The 16,492-nt window shown below is 72.0% G+C and carries 19 protein-coding genes; 9 read left to right on the top strand and 10 right to left on the bottom strand.

Translation table 11 applies throughout. The features are described 5' to 3' along the window. Nucleotides 1-348: translation initiation factor IF-2 N-terminal domain-containing protein (locus ABD466_RS43515; protein ID WP_344663188.1), on the bottom strand; the 348-nt coding region annotated here is incomplete at its 3' end. A 183-nt stretch (nucleotides 349-531) separates the two neighbouring features. Next, entirely contained in the window at nucleotides 532-714 is a 183-nt protein-coding gene (locus tag ABD466_RS43510; protein ID WP_344663187.1) for a YlxR family protein, read from the bottom strand. Nucleotides 715-974: 260 nt separating this feature from the next. Between ABD466_RS43510 and ABD466_RS43505 the strand changes: the two genes are divergently transcribed. From ABD466_RS43505 to ABD466_RS43495, 3 genes are read left to right on the top strand one after another with little or no spacing between them, the layout of a single operon-like run. After that, nucleotides 975-1,337: an ArsR/SmtB family transcription factor gene (locus tag ABD466_RS43505; protein WP_344663186.1), complete on the top strand. Its 363-nt coding sequence runs from the start codon at nucleotides 975-977 to the stop codon at nucleotides 1,335-1,337. After that, nucleotides 1,334-1,819, top strand: a complete 486-nt coding sequence (locus ABD466_RS43500; protein WP_344663185.1) for an SRPBCC domain-containing protein — start codon at nucleotides 1,334-1,336, stop codon at nucleotides 1,817-1,819. The genes ABD466_RS43505 and ABD466_RS43500 overlap by 4 nt, the downstream gene beginning before the upstream one ends. 3 nt (nucleotides 1,820-1,822) lie before the next feature. After that, on the top strand, nucleotides 1,823-2,425 hold the full coding sequence (locus tag ABD466_RS43495; RefSeq protein WP_344663184.1) for a dihydrofolate reductase family protein: 603 nt from the start codon (nucleotides 1,823-1,825) through the stop codon (nucleotides 2,423-2,425). Nucleotides 2,426-2,432: 7 nt separating this feature from the next. On the opposite strand, the gene ABD466_RS43490 is transcribed toward ABD466_RS43495, so the two are convergent. Next, nucleotides 2,433-3,272: a helix-turn-helix transcriptional regulator gene (locus ABD466_RS43490; RefSeq protein WP_344663183.1), complete on the bottom strand. Its 840-nt coding sequence runs from the start codon at nucleotides 3,270-3,272 to the stop codon at nucleotides 2,433-2,435. Nucleotides 3,273-3,374: 102 nt separating this feature from the next. Between ABD466_RS43490 and ABD466_RS43485 the strand changes: the two genes are divergently transcribed. After that, entirely contained in the window at nucleotides 3,375-3,776 is a 402-nt protein-coding gene (locus ABD466_RS43485; protein ID WP_344663182.1) for a GlcG/HbpS family heme-binding protein, read from the top strand. A gap of 60 nt (nucleotides 3,777-3,836) precedes the next feature. Here ABD466_RS43485 and nusA read toward each other — a convergent pair whose 3' ends face one another. Both nusA and rimP read right to left on the bottom strand, forming a co-directional pair. Beyond that, nucleotides 3,837-4,820, bottom strand: coding sequence for a transcription termination factor NusA (gene nusA, locus ABD466_RS43480; protein WP_344663181.1), 984 nt, complete (start codon nucleotides 4,818-4,820; stop codon nucleotides 3,837-3,839). 5 nt (nucleotides 4,821-4,825) lie between these two features. Then, the gene (gene rimP, locus ABD466_RS43475; protein ID WP_344663180.1) at nucleotides 4,826-5,419 is read right to left on the bottom strand and encodes a ribosome maturation factor RimP; all 594 of its coding nucleotides are present in this window, start codon (nucleotides 5,417-5,419) and stop codon (nucleotides 4,826-4,828) included. A gap of 127 nt (nucleotides 5,420-5,546) precedes the next feature. Here rimP and ABD466_RS43470 point away from each other — a divergent pair, with 127 nt between their 5' ends. Further along, on the top strand, nucleotides 5,547-6,113 hold the full coding sequence (locus ABD466_RS43470; protein ID WP_344663179.1) for a ferritin-like domain-containing protein: 567 nt from the start codon (nucleotides 5,547-5,549) through the stop codon (nucleotides 6,111-6,113). Further along, a complete protein-coding gene (locus ABD466_RS43465; protein ID WP_344663178.1) occupies nucleotides 6,110-6,517 on the top strand; it encodes a ferritin-like domain-containing protein in 408 nt (135 codons plus the stop codon). Before ABD466_RS43470 ends, ABD466_RS43465 begins: the two co-directional genes overlap by 4 nt. Nucleotides 6,518-6,596: 79 nt before the next feature. Here ABD466_RS43465 and ABD466_RS43460 read toward each other — a convergent pair whose 3' ends face one another. Together ABD466_RS43460 and ABD466_RS43455 are read right to left on the bottom strand one after the other, a co-directional pair. After that, on the bottom strand, nucleotides 6,597-8,186 hold the full coding sequence (locus ABD466_RS43460; RefSeq protein ID WP_344663177.1) for a serine/threonine-protein kinase: 1,590 nt from the start codon (nucleotides 8,184-8,186) through the stop codon (nucleotides 6,597-6,599). Between the two features lie 87 nt (nucleotides 8,187-8,273). Next, the gene (locus ABD466_RS43455; protein ID WP_344663176.1) at nucleotides 8,274-10,022 is read right to left on the bottom strand and encodes a proline--tRNA ligase; all 1,749 of its coding nucleotides are present in this window, start codon (nucleotides 10,020-10,022) and stop codon (nucleotides 8,274-8,276) included. A 156-nt stretch (nucleotides 10,023-10,178) separates the two neighbouring features. Between ABD466_RS43455 and ABD466_RS43450 the strand changes: the two genes are divergently transcribed. Genes ABD466_RS43450 through ABD466_RS43440 form a run of 3 tightly spaced genes read left to right on the top strand, consistent with a single transcriptional unit; the run spans nucleotide 10,179 to nucleotide 13,387 of the window. Further along, the gene (locus tag ABD466_RS43450; protein ID WP_344663175.1) at nucleotides 10,179-11,171 is read left to right on the top strand and encodes a hypothetical protein; all 993 of its coding nucleotides are present in this window, start codon (nucleotides 10,179-10,181) and stop codon (nucleotides 11,169-11,171) included. A gap of 60 nt (nucleotides 11,172-11,231) precedes the next feature. Next, entirely contained in the window at nucleotides 11,232-12,887 is a 1,656-nt protein-coding gene (locus tag ABD466_RS43445) for a DNA-3-methyladenine glycosylase 2 family protein (protein WP_425558880.1), read from the top strand. Beyond that, nucleotides 12,884-13,387: a methylated-DNA--[protein]-cysteine S-methyltransferase gene (locus ABD466_RS43440; protein WP_344663174.1), complete on the top strand. Its 504-nt coding sequence runs from the start codon at nucleotides 12,884-12,886 to the stop codon at nucleotides 13,385-13,387. Before ABD466_RS43445 ends, ABD466_RS43440 begins: the two co-directional genes overlap by 4 nt. 44 nt (nucleotides 13,388-13,431) lie before the next feature. On the opposite strand, the gene ABD466_RS43435 is transcribed toward ABD466_RS43440, so the two are convergent. From ABD466_RS43435 to ABD466_RS43425, 3 genes are all read right to left on the bottom strand, one after another. Beyond that, nucleotides 13,432-14,727 carry a hypothetical protein gene (locus ABD466_RS43435; protein WP_344663173.1) on the bottom strand — a complete coding sequence of 432 codons (1,296 nt, stop codon included), beginning with the start codon at nucleotides 14,725-14,727 and terminating at the stop codon, nucleotides 13,432-13,434. Between the two features lie 77 nt (nucleotides 14,728-14,804). Continuing rightward, nucleotides 14,805-15,665 (bottom strand): GNAT family N-acetyltransferase, encoded by an 861-nt coding sequence (locus tag ABD466_RS43430; RefSeq protein WP_344663172.1) that lies wholly within the window; start codon nucleotides 15,663-15,665, stop codon nucleotides 14,805-14,807. Nucleotides 15,666-15,846: 181 nt separating this feature from the next. Next, nucleotides 15,847-16,492: flavodoxin-dependent (E)-4-hydroxy-3-methylbut-2-enyl-diphosphate synthase (locus ABD466_RS43425; RefSeq protein ID WP_344663171.1), on the bottom strand; the 646-nt coding region annotated here is incomplete at its 5' end.

The raw sequence follows: 16,492 nt of genomic DNA, 5'->3' as shown, positions 1-16,492 counted from the left end.
GACTTCGGCCACGGCCGGGCCGGGCTTCGGCGCGACCGGGCCCGGACGCGGGCCGGGCTTGGGAGCGCCGGGACGCGGCGCGCCGGACGGGACCGCCGGACGGTTCGCGGCGGGGGCGCCGCCGGAGGCGGCGGGCGCGGACTGCGCGGGGGAGGCCGACTTCGACGCGCCACCGCGGGCGCCGCCGGATTCGGCCTGAATGCTGTCGATCAGTTTACGGACGACCGGCGCCTCCACTGTGGAGGACGCCGAGCGGACGAACTCACCCAGATCCTGGAGCTTGGCCATGACGACCTTGCTCTCTACTCCGAGCTCCTTGGCGAGTTCATAGACCCGGACCTTGGCCACTTCACTCCTTCTTCGGCCCGCGTCTCTCCCGCGCGCCGTCGTTTCACTGCATGGGCGTACTCATCGCGTGTTGCTGCTCATCGAGTGCTCATCGCCTGACTCGACCCGCTTCCGACTAGTACTTGGTCTGTGCTCTACTTTGACCCCCCGCACCGCGCATCTGACGCGGACGGGATTCGTGCTTCAGCTACTTTCCAACAACGCCCGGACCGCCGTTGTTTCCAACGGACCGGTCACGCGCAGCGCCCTCGGGAACGCCCGTCGCTTCTCGGCGAGGGCCAGGCATCCCGGATCGGGGTGGAGATGGGCTCCACGTCCGGGCGACCGCCCGCGCAGGTCGGGGACGACAGCGCCCTCGACCGCCACGACGCGCAGCAGCTCCGTCTTCGCCGCTTTTGCCCGGCATCCCACACACGTACGCACCGGAACAGGACGTACCGGTGTCGCGGGGCATGCCGAAGCATCAGTCTGGCTGGACACGCCTCAGTCTAGCGCCTGGATCACCTCTGCGTTCCCCGGGTTATGCGTGGGGCGCTCCCCCGCAGGCCGCACCCCGGATTGACGCCGACGGCCCGCCGGCTTATAGTCAACACATCGGTTGATTAACGAGGTGGTTGATCAAAACTATGGTTGACGACGAAGCGGCCGCCGCGCGGGAGGCGGCTCTGGACCGGGCGTTCACAGCCCTCGGCGATCCGGTGCGCCGCGCCATCGTGGCCCGGCTGTCGCGCGGCGAGGCCACCGTGAACGAACTGGCCGACCTGTTCCCGATCACCAAACAGGCGGTCTCCCGGCACATCGGCGTCCTGGAGGACGCCGGCCTGATCACCCGCAGCCGGGACGGCCAGCGCCGGCCCTGCCACCTGGACCCGGCGGCGCTGGAGCGGCTGACCAGCTGGATCGACGGCTACCGGCTGGCCGCCGAAGACCGGTTCCGCAAGCTCGACGCGGTCCTGGAGACCCTGAAGCAGGAGGAGGAAGAACGATGAGCACCCATCCGACGACGATCAACGCCCCCGAGGGCACTCCGTTCCTGGACGTGGTCCGCGAGTTCGACGCCACCCCGGCGCAGCTGTTCCGGGCGGTCACCGAACCCAAGCTGGTGGCGCAGTGGCTCGGCCCGCGCGACCTGGAGGTCGAGATGGAGGAGTACGACGCCCGGCCCGGCGGCCGCTACCGCTTCGCGCACACCGGCGGGCATCTCGGCGGGGAGCACGCGTGGTTCAACGGCGTGTTCCACACCGTGGAGCAGGACAAACTGATCATCCGCACCTTCGAGTACGAGGGCGTCCCCGGTGAGGTGGCGCTGGAGATCATGCGGTTCAGCGTGGTCGACGGCCGCACCCGGCTCTCGCAGCGCGCGGTGTTCCCGTCGCTCGAGACCCGCGAGGGCGCGCTGTCCTCCGGGATGTCCTTCGGGATCGAGCAGTCCATGGACCGGCTGTCCGAGCTCGTCGAGCGGGGGGTGTGAGCCATGGGCAGCGTCGTGATGGCCAACGCCGTCTCCCTGGACGGCTTCCTCGCCGACGACCAGGACGGGGTCGGCCCGCTGTTCGACTTCTACGCCAACGGCTCGGTGCCGGTCGAGGCCGGCGACACGTCGTACGGGTTCCGGACGTCACCGGCCACCGCCGCCTACCTCTCGGAGTGCTGGAGCCGGGTCGGCGCGGTGATCATGGGGCGGACCCTGTTCGACACGACCAACGGCTGGAACGGACGGCCCGCCGTCGGCGACCACGTGTTCGTGGTGACGCACAGCGTGCCGGCCGACTGGGAGTACCTGGACACCGCGCCGTTCACCTTCGTCACCGACGGCGTGGCGAGCGCGATCGAGCAGGCGAAGGCCTTCGCCGGACCGGACCGGGACGTGGCGGTCAACGGCGGCGACGTCGGCGGCCAGGCCTTCGGGGCCGGGCTGATCGACGAGGTGGACGTGGCGCTGATCCCGGTGGTGTTCGGCTCCGGCAAGCGGTTCTTCGGGAGCTTCGCCGACGGGCCGGTGCTCCTGGACGACCCGACGACCGTCATCCAGGGCGACCGGGTCACGCACCTGCGCTACCGGGTCCGCAGGGATTGAGGGCCGATCAGCCCGGCGTCCGGCTCGCGGACCAGGACCCGAGCATCCGCAGCGAGTCCGCGGTGACGGACCCGGCCGGGGCGGTGAACGCGATCATCGTCAGGTCCGGGTCCGCCGCCACGGTCAGCGCCTGCCAGTCCAGCTCCAGCGGCCCGGCCACGGGGTGGTCGAAGAGCTTGCGGAACGTGTCGGTCGCCAGCACGCGGTGCCCGCCCCACAGGCGGCGGAAGTCGGCGTCGCGCTCGAGCAGCTCGGCGACCACCTCGGCCATCCGGCGGTCCCCGGGGATCAGACCCACGCTCATCCGCATCCGCGCGACGCTGACCTCGGCCACCTCGTCCCAGTTCCGGTGCATCCCCCGGACCCGGGGCTCGAGGAACAGCATGCGGATCATGTTCCGCTCGGCCGCGGGCAGCTCGGCGAAGTCGAAGTACAGCGCCACCGCCAGCTCGTTCCAGGCCACGATGTCCCCGCGCGGGTCGATGACCAGCACCGGGACGTCCCGCATCGCGCCGAGCAGGTCCCGCACCAGCGGGCCGACCACCCGGCCGGCGTCGGCCTCCTTGCGCGGCCGCGCCGGCGGCTGCGCCAGGATCCCCAGGTAGGTCCGCTCGGCCTCGGTCAGCCGCAACGCGGTGGCTATGCCGTTCAGGACGCTGTCCGAAGCCGTGGTCACCCGGCCCTGCTCCAGGCGCGTGTAGTGGTCGACGCTCATCGCGGCCAGCTGCGCGACCTCTTCGCGGCGCAGTCCGCTGACCCGGCGCGGGTTCCCCACCGACGGCAGCCCGACGGACTCCGGCGCCGTGGCCGCGCGCTTCGACTTGAGGAACTCTCCGAGCTTGCTCACCCGTCCAGCATCGCATCGATGCCGGACCCGTTCCTGGGGCGGCCGTCCCCAGGAACGGCCGGGCTCTGGTCGCGCCCCGGACCGCCGACCAGTCTGGACGCCATGAGCACTCTGAACCTCGAAACCGCTTCCCGCGTCCTCACCGCCGGCCAGGAGGCCGCCGCCGGTATCGGCGTCGCGATGAACATCGCCGTGGTCGACACCGCCGGGAACCTCGTCGCGTTCTCCCGGATGGACGGCGCCTGGCTCGGGTCCACGGACGCCGCCCTGAAGAAGGCCAAGACCTCCGCGTTGTTCCCCATGCCCAGCTCGGCGCTGGGCGAGCTGTCGCAGCCCGGCGGCCCCATCTACGGCATCGAGGTCACCAACGGCGGCCTGATCACCTTCGGCGGCGGCCTGCCGCTGACCGCCGCGGACGGCACGGTCGTCGGCGCGATCGGCGTGTCCGGCGGCATGGTCGAACAGGACGTGGCCGTCGCGGAAGCCGGCGCGAAGGCCGTGTGAGTCCGGTCCGCACCCGGAACCCGAAGAGGGCCTCCCGATGGGGAGGCCCTCTTCTCCGTCCTACGGCTGCTGCTGCTCCTGCGGCTCGGCGTCGGACCGGATGTCGATCCGCCACCCGGTCAGGCGCGCCGCGAGCCGTGCGTTCTGCCCCTCCTTGCCGATGGCCAGCGACAGCTGGAAGTCCGGCACGATCACCCGGGCGCTGCGCTGGTCCAGGTCCACGACCTGGACCTTCGACACCCGGGCCGGGGACAGCGCGTTGCCGACCATCTCGGCCGGGTCGTCCGACCAGTCCACGATGTCGATCTTCTCGCCGTGCAGCTCGGCCATCACGTTGCGGACCCGCGCGCCCATCGGGCCGATGCAGGCGCCCTTGGCGTTCACGCCGGCCCGGTGCGAACGGACCGCGATCTTGGTGCGGTGCCCGGCCTCGCGGGCGATCGCGGTGATCTCCACCGCGCCCTCGGCGATCTCCGGGACCTCCAGCGCGAACAGCTTCCGCACCAGGTCCGGGTGGGTGCGCGAGAGCGTCACCTGCGGACCGCGCTGGCCGCGGCGGACGTCGACGACGTAGCACTTGACCCGCTCGCCGTGCCGGTAGTCCTCCCCCGGGACCTGCTCGGCGGCCGGCAGCGTGCCCTCGATCTTGCCGATGTTCACCAGCACCGCGCGCGGGTCGCGGCCCTGCTGCACCACGCCGGTGATCAGGTCGCCCTTGCGGCCGGAGAACTCGCCGAAGGTCTGCTCGTCCTCGTGGTCCCGCAGCCGCTGCAGGATCACCTGTTTGGCGGTGGTGGAGGCGATGCGGCCGAACTCGTTCGGCGTGTCGTCGTACTCGCGGGTGGTGCCGTCCTCGATGTCCTCCACGGCCCACACCGTGACGTGCCCGCTGGCCCGGTCCACCTGGACCCGGGCCCGCGGCTTGGCGCCCTCGGTGCGCTTGTAGGCGATCAGCAGGGCCGCCTCGATGTCCTCGACCAGCTTCTCGAAGGGGATCCCGCGGTCCTTCTCCAGGTCGCGCAGCGCACTGGTGGGGATGTCCATCGTCGTCAGCCCTCCTCGTCCTCGTCGACGTCGGCGATGTCGGCGATGTCGATGTCGGCTTCGTCGTCGCCGGCGAGGTCGCCGGCCCCGTCGTCCTCGTCGTCCTTGCGGGAGAACTCGATCTCCACCCGGGCCTTGGCCACCTCGTCGAAGGCGAGGCGCCGCTGCTCGGTCTGCCCCTTCTTCTTGCCCGGCACCTCCAGCAGCACGCCCTCGTCGTCGCTGTCCAGCACGCGCCCGGTGACGTCGCCGCCGTTCCTCAGCACGCTGCGCACCAGCCGGCCCTTGGCGCGGCGCCAGTGCTTGGGCAGGGTCAGCGGGCGGTCGGTCCCCGGCGAGCTCACCTCCAGGAGGTAGGCCTGCTCGCCCATCACCGCGGTGCCCTCGGGACCGTCGAGCACGTCGGAGACCACCCGGGTGAGATCGGAGACCGCGTCCAGCGACACGCCCTGGTCGCCGTCCACGACGACCTCGACGCGGCGCCGCCGGGCCACCTGCGAGACGCGGACCGCCTCCAGGTCGTAGCCGGCGGCGCTGATCGCCAGCTCCAGCAGCGCTTGCAACCGGTCCGCCGGTGATCCGGTTCGGGGGGTGCTCATCGTTCTCCTTGTGCAGTTGTCGTGCAGAAGCATGTGCTGGTAGGCAACTCGTAGCCAACACAGTATCCGTTCTATGGCTGAGTGCGCTCCCATCAGGGCGGGTGTGGGAATCGGTACACTTTGGCCGGTGAGCTGGATGCCCCTGGTGCTGACGAGACGCATGGTGTTCACGCTGTCCGGCGTGACGCTGGCGGGTGCCTGCGCCTCGCCGAAGGCCTCGGGCGGGTCGCCGGACAGCCCGGCCCGGGCCGCGCGGAGCGACGCCGCCCGGGACCGCGCGCTCGCCGCCGAAGCGGACCTGCTCGCGCGGTACGACGCGGCCCTGGCGCTGCCCGCGGTCGCCGCCGACAGCGCCCTGACCGCGAAGCTCACCGCGATCCGCGCCGAACACGCCTCGCACGCCGCGGCCATACGGGACGGCTACCAGGCGGGCGCGACACCGGCGCCGACGGGCACCCCTTCGTCGCCGGCTCCGTCGAGCTCGACGAATTCTCCGGCCACCCCCTCCGGCGCGACCACCGCCCCTCCGGACGCCAAGTCGGCGCTCGCAGCGCTGATCAAGGCCGAACAGGACGCCGCCGACGCGCGGACCGCCGACATCCTGGCCGCCGACGGCGGCACCGCGATGCTGCTGGCGTCCGTCGCCGCGTCCGAGTCGGGACACGCCGCGCTGCTGCTGGGCGGCGCCGCGTGAACCCTCTGCAGACCGCGCTGGAGAACGAGCACGCGGCGGTGTACGGGTATGGAGTCCTGGCGGTCCGGCTCGCCGGCGCGCAGCGGGACGCCGCCCGGAACGCCTTCGACACCCACCGCGCCCGCCGCGACATCCTGATCGGCCTGATCGAGGAACAGGGCGACGAGCCGGTCGCCGCGGCACCGGCCTACGCGCTCCCGTTCCCCGTCGCCACCGCGGCGGACGCTTCCCGACTGGCGGCGCACCTGGAAGAGCGGCTCGGCGCGTCGTACGCGGACGTCGTCCAGGCGTCCTCAGGCGACACCCGCCGCACGGGCCTGGAGTGGCTGACCGACGCCGCGGTGCGCGCGGTGCGCTGGCGCGGCACCTCGGTGGCGTTCCCGGGCCTGCCCGAGCGGGGCTGACCCGGGAACGGTTCTCGGCCGCTGACCGCAGCGGCTGACCGCAGCCGGCTGCCGCGCTACGAGCATCGGCTCGTTCGGCTCAGCCGTGCCCGACCGACACCGCGAAGGTCTGGAGCTCGGTCGTCAGCGCCTCGGCCGCGGCGTCGCCGATCTTGCCCTCGTCCTGGGCTTCGCTGATCTTCGAGGTCACGTCGTCGACCTTGCTCTGCAGGTCGCGCAGCTTGCGGCCCTTGAACTGCGCCGCCTGCGCCTGCTGCGTGGACTTCTCCAGATCGGTCAGCGAGTTCTGCAGGTCGCGCGCGGTGTTGGAGTCGATGGTGTCGCGGCCCTGGGCCAGGAAGCCGTCGATCTGGCCGCGCATCGCCTCCAGATAGCCGAGCGGGTCGGCGTTCGGGTCGCCGGTCGGTGAGCTGCCGGCGGCCGGCCGGCTGCCGGAGGCCGGGGTGTCGGGCACGCTCGGCGGTGTGGCCGGCAGCGTGGCCGCGGTGTTCGGGGCGGGCGACCCGGTGATGCCGGGCGGGGGCGCGGAGGTGGCCTTCTTCTCCGCGTCCTTGCCGCCCATCACGATCGCCGTCCCGGCCGCCGCGATGACCGCGACGAGCAGGGCGCCGAACACCAGGACCACCCAGGAGTAGCGGCGTGGCGCGGGGGTGTCGAAGACCGGCTGTGCCGGATAGCCGCCCGGCTCGTTGTCCTGCGACGGGATGCGCATGCGCCGCGCCATGTACGGGAGCTGCTGCTCCTGCTCCTCCTTGTAGGTGGGCGGCGGTGGGTCGTAGGCCTGCATCACCATGGTGCGGTTCGCGGGGGGCCGTCCCGCGCCGCCTACGCCCCCCACGGTCGCGGGCGCGCCGCGCAGGTCCAGGACGGCGGCCACGGTCGCCGCGGTCGGGCGGTCGGCCGGGTTCTTGGCCAGGCACTGCCGATAGAGCCCGAGGATCTGCGGCGGCAGGCCGTAGGCGGGCAGCGGGGGCGGCGGGAGGTGCAGGTGGCCGCGGACCACTTCGTCGACCGTCGCGCCCTCGAACGGCGCGCGCCCGGCGACGCACCAGTAGAGCACGCAGCCCAGGGCGTAGACGTCCGAGGCGGGCACCGCGCCGCGACCGGTGAGCTGCTCCGGCGCCATACACGACGGCGTCCCGATCACCACGCCGGTGGTGGCGTCGGTGTCCGAGGAGGCCTGGGCGATCCCGAAGTCGAGCAGCTTCACGCCGTCGGCCAGGAGCATCACGTTCCCCGGCTTGAGGTCGCGGTGGACGATCCCGGCCTTGTGCGCCGCCTCCAGCGCGGTGGCCAGCTGCTGGCACGCCACCCGCGCGTCGTTCTCCATCAGCGGGCCCTGCGCGAGCCGCTCTTCCAGGTTCAGCCCGGTGAGCAGCTCGGTGACCAGCACCGGCCGGAAACTGCCGTCCGGCTGGGGCCACTCGACGTAGTCGAAGACGGTGGTCACGCGCGGATGCGACAGCCGCGCCAACGCGAGCGCCTCCCGGCGCAGCTGCTCGCGGCCCGCGGGGTGCGCGGCGGCTCCGCCGTGCAGGAGCTTCACCGCGACCGGGCGGTCCAGGCTGGAATCGTGCGCCTCCCACACCACCGCGCTGCTGCCCGACCCCAACGGCCTGGTCAGGCGGTAGCGCTCGGCTATGACGGTGCCTGGTGCGGGAGAGTCCATGGGGCGATTATTGCGCGTCCCGGTGAGCGGCCGACGCCGCCGCCGGGAGCTCCCGGCGGCGGCGTCCTCCGATCTCGGCGGCGGGCGTCAGCCCTTGACCACGCCGTACACGTGCTCGACCAGATCCGCCGTCGCGACCTCGGTCTTCTCGCCGCTGCGCCGGTCGCGCACCTCGACCTTGCCCTCGGCCAGGTTCCTGCCGACGACGACGATGGTCGGGATGCCGATCAGCTCGGCGTCCTTGAACTTCACGCCGGGCGAGACGCTGCCCATGCGGTCGTCGTACAGCACCCGGACGCCGCGCGCGCCGAGCTCCTCGGCGTAGCGGTCGGCGGTCTCGTAGATCGCCTCGTCCTTGCCGGCCGCCACGATGTGCACGTCGGCCGGCGCCACCTCGCGCGGCCAGACCAGGCCGAGCTCGTCGTGCAGCTGCTCGGCCAGGACCGCCACCGCGCGCGAGACGCCGATGCCGTAGCTGCCCATGGTGACCCGGACCGGCTTGCCGTCCTTGCCGAGGACGTCGAGCTTGGCGGCGTCGGCGTACTTGCGGCCGAGCTGGAAGATGTGGCCGATCTCGATGCCGCGGTCGATGGACAGCTCGTGGCCGCAGCGCGGGCACAGGTCGCCGGCCCGCACCTCGGCGGCCTCGACGGTGCCCTCGATGTCGAAGTCGCGGCCGGCGACGGCGTAGGCGACGTGCTTGCCGGCCTCGTTGGCGCCGGTGACCCAGGCGGTGCCGACGGCGACCCGGGGGTCGACCACGTACTCGTACCCGGCCTCCTTCAGGCCGACCGGGCCGATGTAGCCGCGCACCAGCTTGGGGTGCTTGGCGAAGTCCTCGGCCTCGAACAGCTCCACCTCGCCGGGCGCGACCGAGGCCTCCAGGCGCTTGAGGTCCACCTCACGGTCGCCGGGGACGCCGACGATCAGGACCTTGTACTCCTTGACGCCGGGGTAGCTGACCTTGACCACGACGTTCTTCAGCGTGTCCTTGGCCTCGATCGCGATGCCCAGGCCGTTGACGACCTCGACCAGCGAGCCGATGGTCGCCGTGTCGGGGGTGTCGAGCACCTGGAGCGCGGGATGGCCGTTCGGCTCCTGGGCCGGGGCGGGCGCGGTCTCGACGGCCTCGACGTTGGCGGCGTACCCGCAGTTGTGGCACGCGACGTAGGTGTCCTCGCCGGTGGGCGCGGTGGCCAGGAACTCCTCGGAGGCCGAACCGCCCATCGCGCCGGACATCGCCGAGACGATCTTGTACTTGATGCCGAGGCGGTCGAAGGTGCGGATGTAGGCGTCGCGGTGCTGCGCGTAGGAGTGCTTCAGACCCTCGTCGTCCAGGTCGAAGGAGTACGAGTCCTTCATGAGGAACTCGCGGCCGCGCAGGATGCCGGCGCGGGGCCGCGCCTCGTCCCGGTACTTGGTCTGGATCTGGTAGAGCGTGACCGGCAGGTCCTTGTAGGACGAGACCTCGCCCTTGACCATGTCGGTGAACATCTCCTCGTGCGTGGGGCCCAGGAGGTAGTCGTTGCCGCGGCGGTCCTGGAGGCGGAACAGGTTGTCGCCGTACTCGGTCCAGCGGCCGGTCGCCTCGTAGTACTCGCGGGGCAGCAGCGCGGGGAACTGGACCTCCTGCCCGCCCATGCGGTCCATCTCCTCGCGGACGATCCGCGTGACGTTCTCCAGCACCTGCTTGCCCAGGGGCAGCCAGGAGTAGATGCCGGGGGCGACGCGGCGGACGTACCCGCCGCGCACCAGGAGCTTGTGGCTCGGGACCTCGGCGTCCGCCGGGTCCTCGCGCAGGGTTCGCAGGAACAACGACGACATACGCCAGATCACGGGAGTGCTCCTAGGGGATCGGTCCAGTAGTACTTCTGTCCTGCGAGGATATCCGGCTCGACCATGATCGCTTGACGATTACCGCAGAGATATCACCGCGAAGCGGACCAGATTGCCCCTCCCGAATCGTTTGCCAGGCCGCTACCGTGCGAAGGTATGGCTGCCAAGACGCGGAACGACGTCCTCCATGTGAACATGGACCCGGCGCTCGGCGATCTCGCGCTGGCCGAGGCGCGGGACGCGTTGGCCTCCGGGGAATGGGGGCCGGCCCGCGAAGTGCTCGCCGAGACACGCCACGGCGACTCGGGTCCGCAGTGGGACTGGCGCAGCCACCGGGTACGGGTGCTGGCGGAAGCGGTGGCCAACTCGTCGTGGGTGGAGCGGTGGCAGGTGCTGGAACCGGTGAACCCGGACGCGGCGCTGCTGCGGGCGCAGGTGGAGACGGTGCGCGCGCTGCGCGGCGCGGTAGCAGGCACGGCCGGCTACCGGGAGACCGCCGCCGAGGCGCAGGACCTGTGCGAGCACGCCGCGGCGATGGCGCCGTCGGACCCCACGCCCTGGGTGGCCATGCTGACCCTGGCCCGGGCCGCCGACCGGGGACGGAACGCCGGACGGGACGACTTCTGGCGGCGCTGGCAGGAGATGCGCGCGCGGGACGCATTCAACCGCGACGGGCACCACGAAGCGCTCACCTACCTCTTCGCCGCCTGGTGCGGATCCCACGCCGAGATGTACGACTTCGCCTATTGGCTGGCCGGGCAGGCCCCTCCAGGTTCGCCGCTCGCGGTGCTCCCGCTGGTGGGGCACGCGGAGGTATACCGCGCGGCGACCGCGGGAGTCGCGCTGCAACTGCGCCCTTCACCGCAGGCGCACTGGGGGCGGCGTCTGGTGTCGACCGACGTCGACCGGGTGCTGCGGAGCTGGCTCGGGTCCGCGATCGTCCCGCACGCCCAGGCCGACCTGGACCGGAACTACCTGCTGCACGCCATGGTGCTGTCCGGCCGCGTGGACACCGACGAGACGCGGGCGCTGTTCGACGCGATCGGGTCGCACGCGATGCGAGTGCCGTGGTCCTACACCGGCGATCCGGCGTCCTCGTTCCTGTACTGGCGGGAGCGGGCGTTCAAAGCGGGCGCCCCTCGCCGGTGACGTGACGGTCAGGTCCGAATTCCGCCAGTCCGATCTCCACCACCCTGGCAAACTCAAGGTATGTCCGCCCACCCGTCGCCCACCACCGCCCTTCGATCGAGACGCTTCGCGTCGCAGTATGAACTGGACGACTTCGACACGTACTACCGCGCCGTGGCCAGCCGGGACACCCGCTTCGACGGCCGCTTCTTCACCGGTGTGACCACCACCGGCATCTACTGCCGGCCGATCTGTCCGGCCCGGACGCCGAAGCCGGAGAACGTGCGCTTCTTCCGCGTGGCGGCCGCCGCGGAGGCCGCCGGCTTCCGCACCTGCCGCCGCTGCCGCCCGGACAAGGTGCCGGGCTCCCCGGACTGGAACGTGCGCGCCGATCTGGCCGGGCGCGCCCTGCGCCTGATCGCCGACGGTGCCGCCGACCAGCAGGACGGCGTCTCGGCGCTGGCCCGGGCGCTGGCCGTGAGCGAGCGCCACCTGCACCGGGTGCTGGTCGCCGAACTGGGCGTCGGGCCGCTGACGCTGGCCCGCTCGCGGCGCGCGCAGACCGCCCGGCTGCTGCTGGAGTCGACGTCGCTGCCGGTCTCGGACGTCGCGTTCGCCGCCGGCTACGGCTCGATCCGCCAGTTCAACGACTCGGTCCGGGAGGCCTTCGGCGCCACGCCGAGCGAGATCCGCACCCGCTTCGGCACCGGCGTGGCGGCCGCCGAGCTCGCCGGCAGCGCGGTGGACGGCGACGGCGCCCTGACCCTGCGGCTCGTCTATCGGGCCCCCTTCGCCTTCGCCGGCCTGCTCGGATGGTTCGGCGACCGGGCCGTCCCGGGTGTCGACGAGGTGGTGGGCCGGGGCGCGGACGCCGTCTACCGGCGCGCCCTGCGCCTCCCCCACGGCACCGGCCAGGTCGAACTCCGCGACGACGGCGGCGTGATCCACGCCCGGCTGGCTGTGGACGACCTGCGCGACGTGGCCGTGGCCGTCCGCCGCTGCCGCGACCTGCTGGACCTGGACGCCGACCCGGCCCAGGTGGGCGCGGCCCTGAGCGCCGACCCGGTGCTGGCGCCGCTGGTCACCGCCCGCCCGGGCCTGCGCGTCCCGGGCGCGGTCGACGGCTTCGAGATCGCCGTCCGCGCCGTCCTCGGCCAGCAGATCAGCGTGGCCGCCGCCCGGACCCTGACCGCCCGCCTGGTCCAGCGCTTCAGCGCGGTCGAGCTGGCCGCCGAGGCCGCCCTGGTGCCGGAGGGCGCGACCGCCGCGCTGGAAGCCTCGCGACCGGACGCGGCAAGTCACTTTGTCGACAATCCCAAGAGCGTCGACCACCCACCGGCGCTGAATCCCTTCCCGCGTGCGGCGACCCTGGCCGAAGGCGACTACGAGGGCCTGGGGCTCACCCGCCGCACCGCGGCCACCCTGCGCACCCTGGCCGGTGCGGTCGCCTCCGGCGAGCTGGCGCTGGACCGCGGCGTCGACCGCGGCGAAGCCCGCGCCAAGCTCTTGGCGCTGTCCGGGATCGGGCCGTGGACCGCCGACTACATCGCGCTGCGCGTGTTCGGCGATCCGGACGCGTTCCCGGTCGGCGACCTGGTCCTGCGCCGCCAGGCCGAGCGCCTCGGCCTGCCCGGCACCGAGAAGGCCCTCCTCGCCCACGCCGAGAACTGGCGCCCCTGGCGCGCCTACGCCGCACTGCACCTGTGGGCCTCCACCACCGAAGGAACCGAGAAATGAGCCCCCTGACCTACACCACCATCCCGACCCCGGCCGGCCCCTTCACCGTGCTGGCCGACGGCGACGACACCGTCCACGCCGCCGGCTTCACGGACGATCCGGCCTTCCTCTCCGGCATGCTCGGCACCGCCCTCCCGGAGCCCGGGCCGCACGACGGCGTCGCCGACAAGGTCCTGGCCTACTTCGACGGCGACCTCGGCGCCATCGACGACGTCGCCGTCGCCTACCGCGCCACCGGCCCCTTCCGCACCAAGGCCTGGGACGCGATGCGTGCCGTCAAGGCGGGCCGCACGATCAGCTACACCCAGCTCGCCGCCACGGCCGGCAACCCGAACGCGGTGCGCGCCGCCGGATCGGCCTGCGCCTCGAACGCGATCGCCCTGTTCGTGCCCTGCCACCGCATCGTCCGCAGCGACGGCTCCAGCAAGAACTTCCTCTACGGGCTGGAGTGCAAGGCCACGCTGCTGGCCCACGAGCAGCAATTCGCAGCGGCGGCCTGAGGAGGAGGACCTCCCGGCCCGGGTGGTCGGCCGTAGCGCCCGCCTCAGGCGTCGGCGACCGGCCGCCCGGGCTCGCTTCCGGCAGGCCGCACCCCACTGTTCGCCGACACCTGCCCCGGCAGCACCCCGACTCCTCCGTCGCCGGGCGCGCCGTCATCGGACACCCCGGCACGGGTCGGCGCCAGCTCGAACAACACCTGGAACTCGATCCCGTACTTCTCCTCCACCAGCGGTCCGAGCTCTCCGCACTCGGCCCAGGGCACCAGCCGCATGGCCCGGAACTCGGCGTCGTCGTGGCGGTAGGTCTCCAGCCGTGCGAGGGTGCCGCCGGAGGCGCTCGGCGCCGCCGTCCAGGCCACCGGGTTCTCGCGAGTGCTCGCCAGCGCGATGTAGAGCCTGCCCCCGTGCTCGATCCACGCGACGTGCTCCTTGCGGTGGCCGACGACCAGGGTGCCGTACAGGTAGTCGACCATGTCGACGCTGTCGGGGTCCGCGCGGATGTCGCGGAAGTGGTCGTTCACGATCTTCGCGAGCTTCTCCTTCATCGCGACGTCGACGTGCGCGCCCTGCTCGGAGGCGACCCGCAGCGAGTAGAAGGCGATGGAGGCCCGGTCGTCGACGCGGTAGTACGCGCATGCCGGGGTGGCGTTGTACAGCTTCACGAGCAGTTTGGTCCGCGCGCCCTCCGGCAGCCGGTGGCGGACTCCGTTCAAGAGCGCGAGGTTCCGGCCCACGCCGGCCGCGATGTCGATGCCCTCGCCCCTGAGATCCGTGCTGCGCTGACGAGCCGCGTCGGAGGTGGGGTCCAGCAGCAGGATCTCCACCCGCACCTCGTTGTCCCCGGCCAGGACGCTCGTCAGCGCGCTCACACACCTGTGGCGCTCGTCCGCCTCGTCTCCGTCGGCGGTGGTGACGTCGAGGATGTTGCTCGACGTGTCCATGATCCGCACCAGGTCGTCGCAGCGCTCCAGGCGCTCGATGAACTTCAGATAGGGGAAGCGCTCGTAACCGGCCATCGGCGCGTACTCGGCGATGGAGCCGAACTTCTCGTTCGCGAAGGAGCGGATCGCCAGGAACACCGGCGACAGGAAGAAAGCCACCAGCAGGCCGCCTCCCACGTCGCCGAAGACGCCGCGGAAGAACTCCCGCCACTGCCCGGGCTCCGGGTGGAGCCAGATCATCGCGACCGCGATCGTGACGCCGGCCAGCGTCACCGACAACGACCACGCCACCACCGCGCTGAACTGCCGGAACCGCAGGTGCGCGAGCACCCGGCCCGCCAGTGTCGGCCGCGTCTCGACCTCGTCGTCGACCTCCGGCGCGGAGTTCTCCTCGGGCATGACCACCCCCTCGGTGTCAGGAATCGCCTATCAGAGGATTCCCAACCCCGTGGCGGCTGGAACAACGCTCAGAGCTCTTAGAACAGAATCGACGCGAAAGCGCCGACCTCCTCGAAGCCGACCCGCCGGTACACCGCCCGCGCCGGGGCGTTGTAGTCGTTCACGTACAGGCTCACCACCGAGGCGAAGTCCCGCAGCGCGTACTCGACCACGGCGGACATCCCGGCCGCGGCGATCCCCCGGCCGCGCAGCGCGGGGTGCGTCCACACGCCCTGGATCTGGCAGGCGTCGCGCGTCACCGCGCCGATCTCGGCCTTGAACACCACGTGCCCGTCCTCGATCCAGGCGAAGGCGCGCCCGGCGTGGACGAGCTCGGAGACCCGGGCGCGGTAGGAGTTGCCGTTGTCGTCGCCCAACGGGGAGACGCCCACCTCCTCGGTGAACATCGCTATGCAGGCCGGCAGCAGGACGTCGATCCGGTCCGGCGTGACCGGCTTGACGCGGAAGTCCGGCTCCACCGTCGGCGAGGAGCCGCGGATCACCATGAGCGGCTGGTTGGCACGCACCTCACGGGCCGGGCCCCAGGCCGGGCGCAGCTGCTCCCACAGCGCCACCGCACTGGGTGCCGGACCGACGATCGAGGAGCAGCGGCGGCCCTGGCGGCGGGCTCGGTCGGCGAAGGCGCGCACGGCCTCCGGGCCGGCCTCCACGGGGACCAGGTTGGCGCCGGAGTAGCAGACGGCGTCCAGGCGGCCGTTCACGTGGTATCCCCACAGCTCGCCGCCCAGGCGCCAGGTGTCCAGGCCGGAGGCCTCCACCCGGGACGCCACGAAGACGTTCGCCACGGGATCGCGCGCCAGCACGCCCTGGACGTCGGCCAGGTCGGCCGCGCCCAGAGTCCGGGTACCCGTCCCGCGGACCCTCGACAAAACGCTCATCGCACGATCACCAGTTCACTGTACGACGCGGGAACGACCCCGCACCGACGATGCGTCTATTCGGTGCGCAGCCGTGACCGTGAACCGCTCTATAGAGTTCTGGAGTCCACTCTATGGAGCTTCGCCGAATTCCCGTAGTCGGCTTCGGCGAAGACGGCCCCAGGAGGGCTTCAGTGGAGCCTCAGAGACCCGCGCTCACCGACTCGACGATCTCGCCGGTCTCGGCGTCGATCTCGATGCCCATCTCCCCCGCCAGCTTGAAGGCCTCCTCGATGAGGGTCTCCACGATCTGCGCCTCTGGCACGGTCTTGATCACCTCGCCGCGGACGAAGATCTGGCCCTTGCCGTTGCCGGAGGCCACGCCCAGGTCGGCCTCGCGGGCCTCGCCGGGACCGTTCACCACGCAGCCCATGACCGCCACCCGCAGCGGGATCTTCAGCCCGTCCAGTGCCGCGCTGACCTGGTCGGCGAGCTTGTAGACGTCGACCTGGGCGCGCCCGCACGAGGGGCACGACACGATCTCCAGGCCGCGCTGGCGCAGGTTCAGCGACTCCAGGATCTGGATGCCGACCTTGACCTCCTCCACCGGCGGGGCGGACAGCGAGACCCGGATGGTGTCGCCGATGCCCTCGCTGAGCAGGGCGCCGAAGGCCACCGCGGACTTGATGGTGCCCTGGAAGGCCGGCCCGGCCTCGGTGACGCCCAGGTGCAGCGGGTAGTCGCAGCGCTCGGCCAGCAGCCGGTAGGCGTTGATCATGACCACCGGGTCGTTGTGCTTGACCGAGATCTTGATGTCGCGGAAGTCGTGCTCCTCGAACAACGAGCAC

The sequence above is a fragment of the Catenulispora subtropica genome (assembly GCF_039531675.1).
GTDB lineage: Bacteria > Actinomycetota > Actinomycetes > Streptomycetales > Catenulisporaceae > Catenulispora > Catenulispora subtropica.
This window is presented reverse-complemented; position numbering and strand designations above follow the sequence as displayed.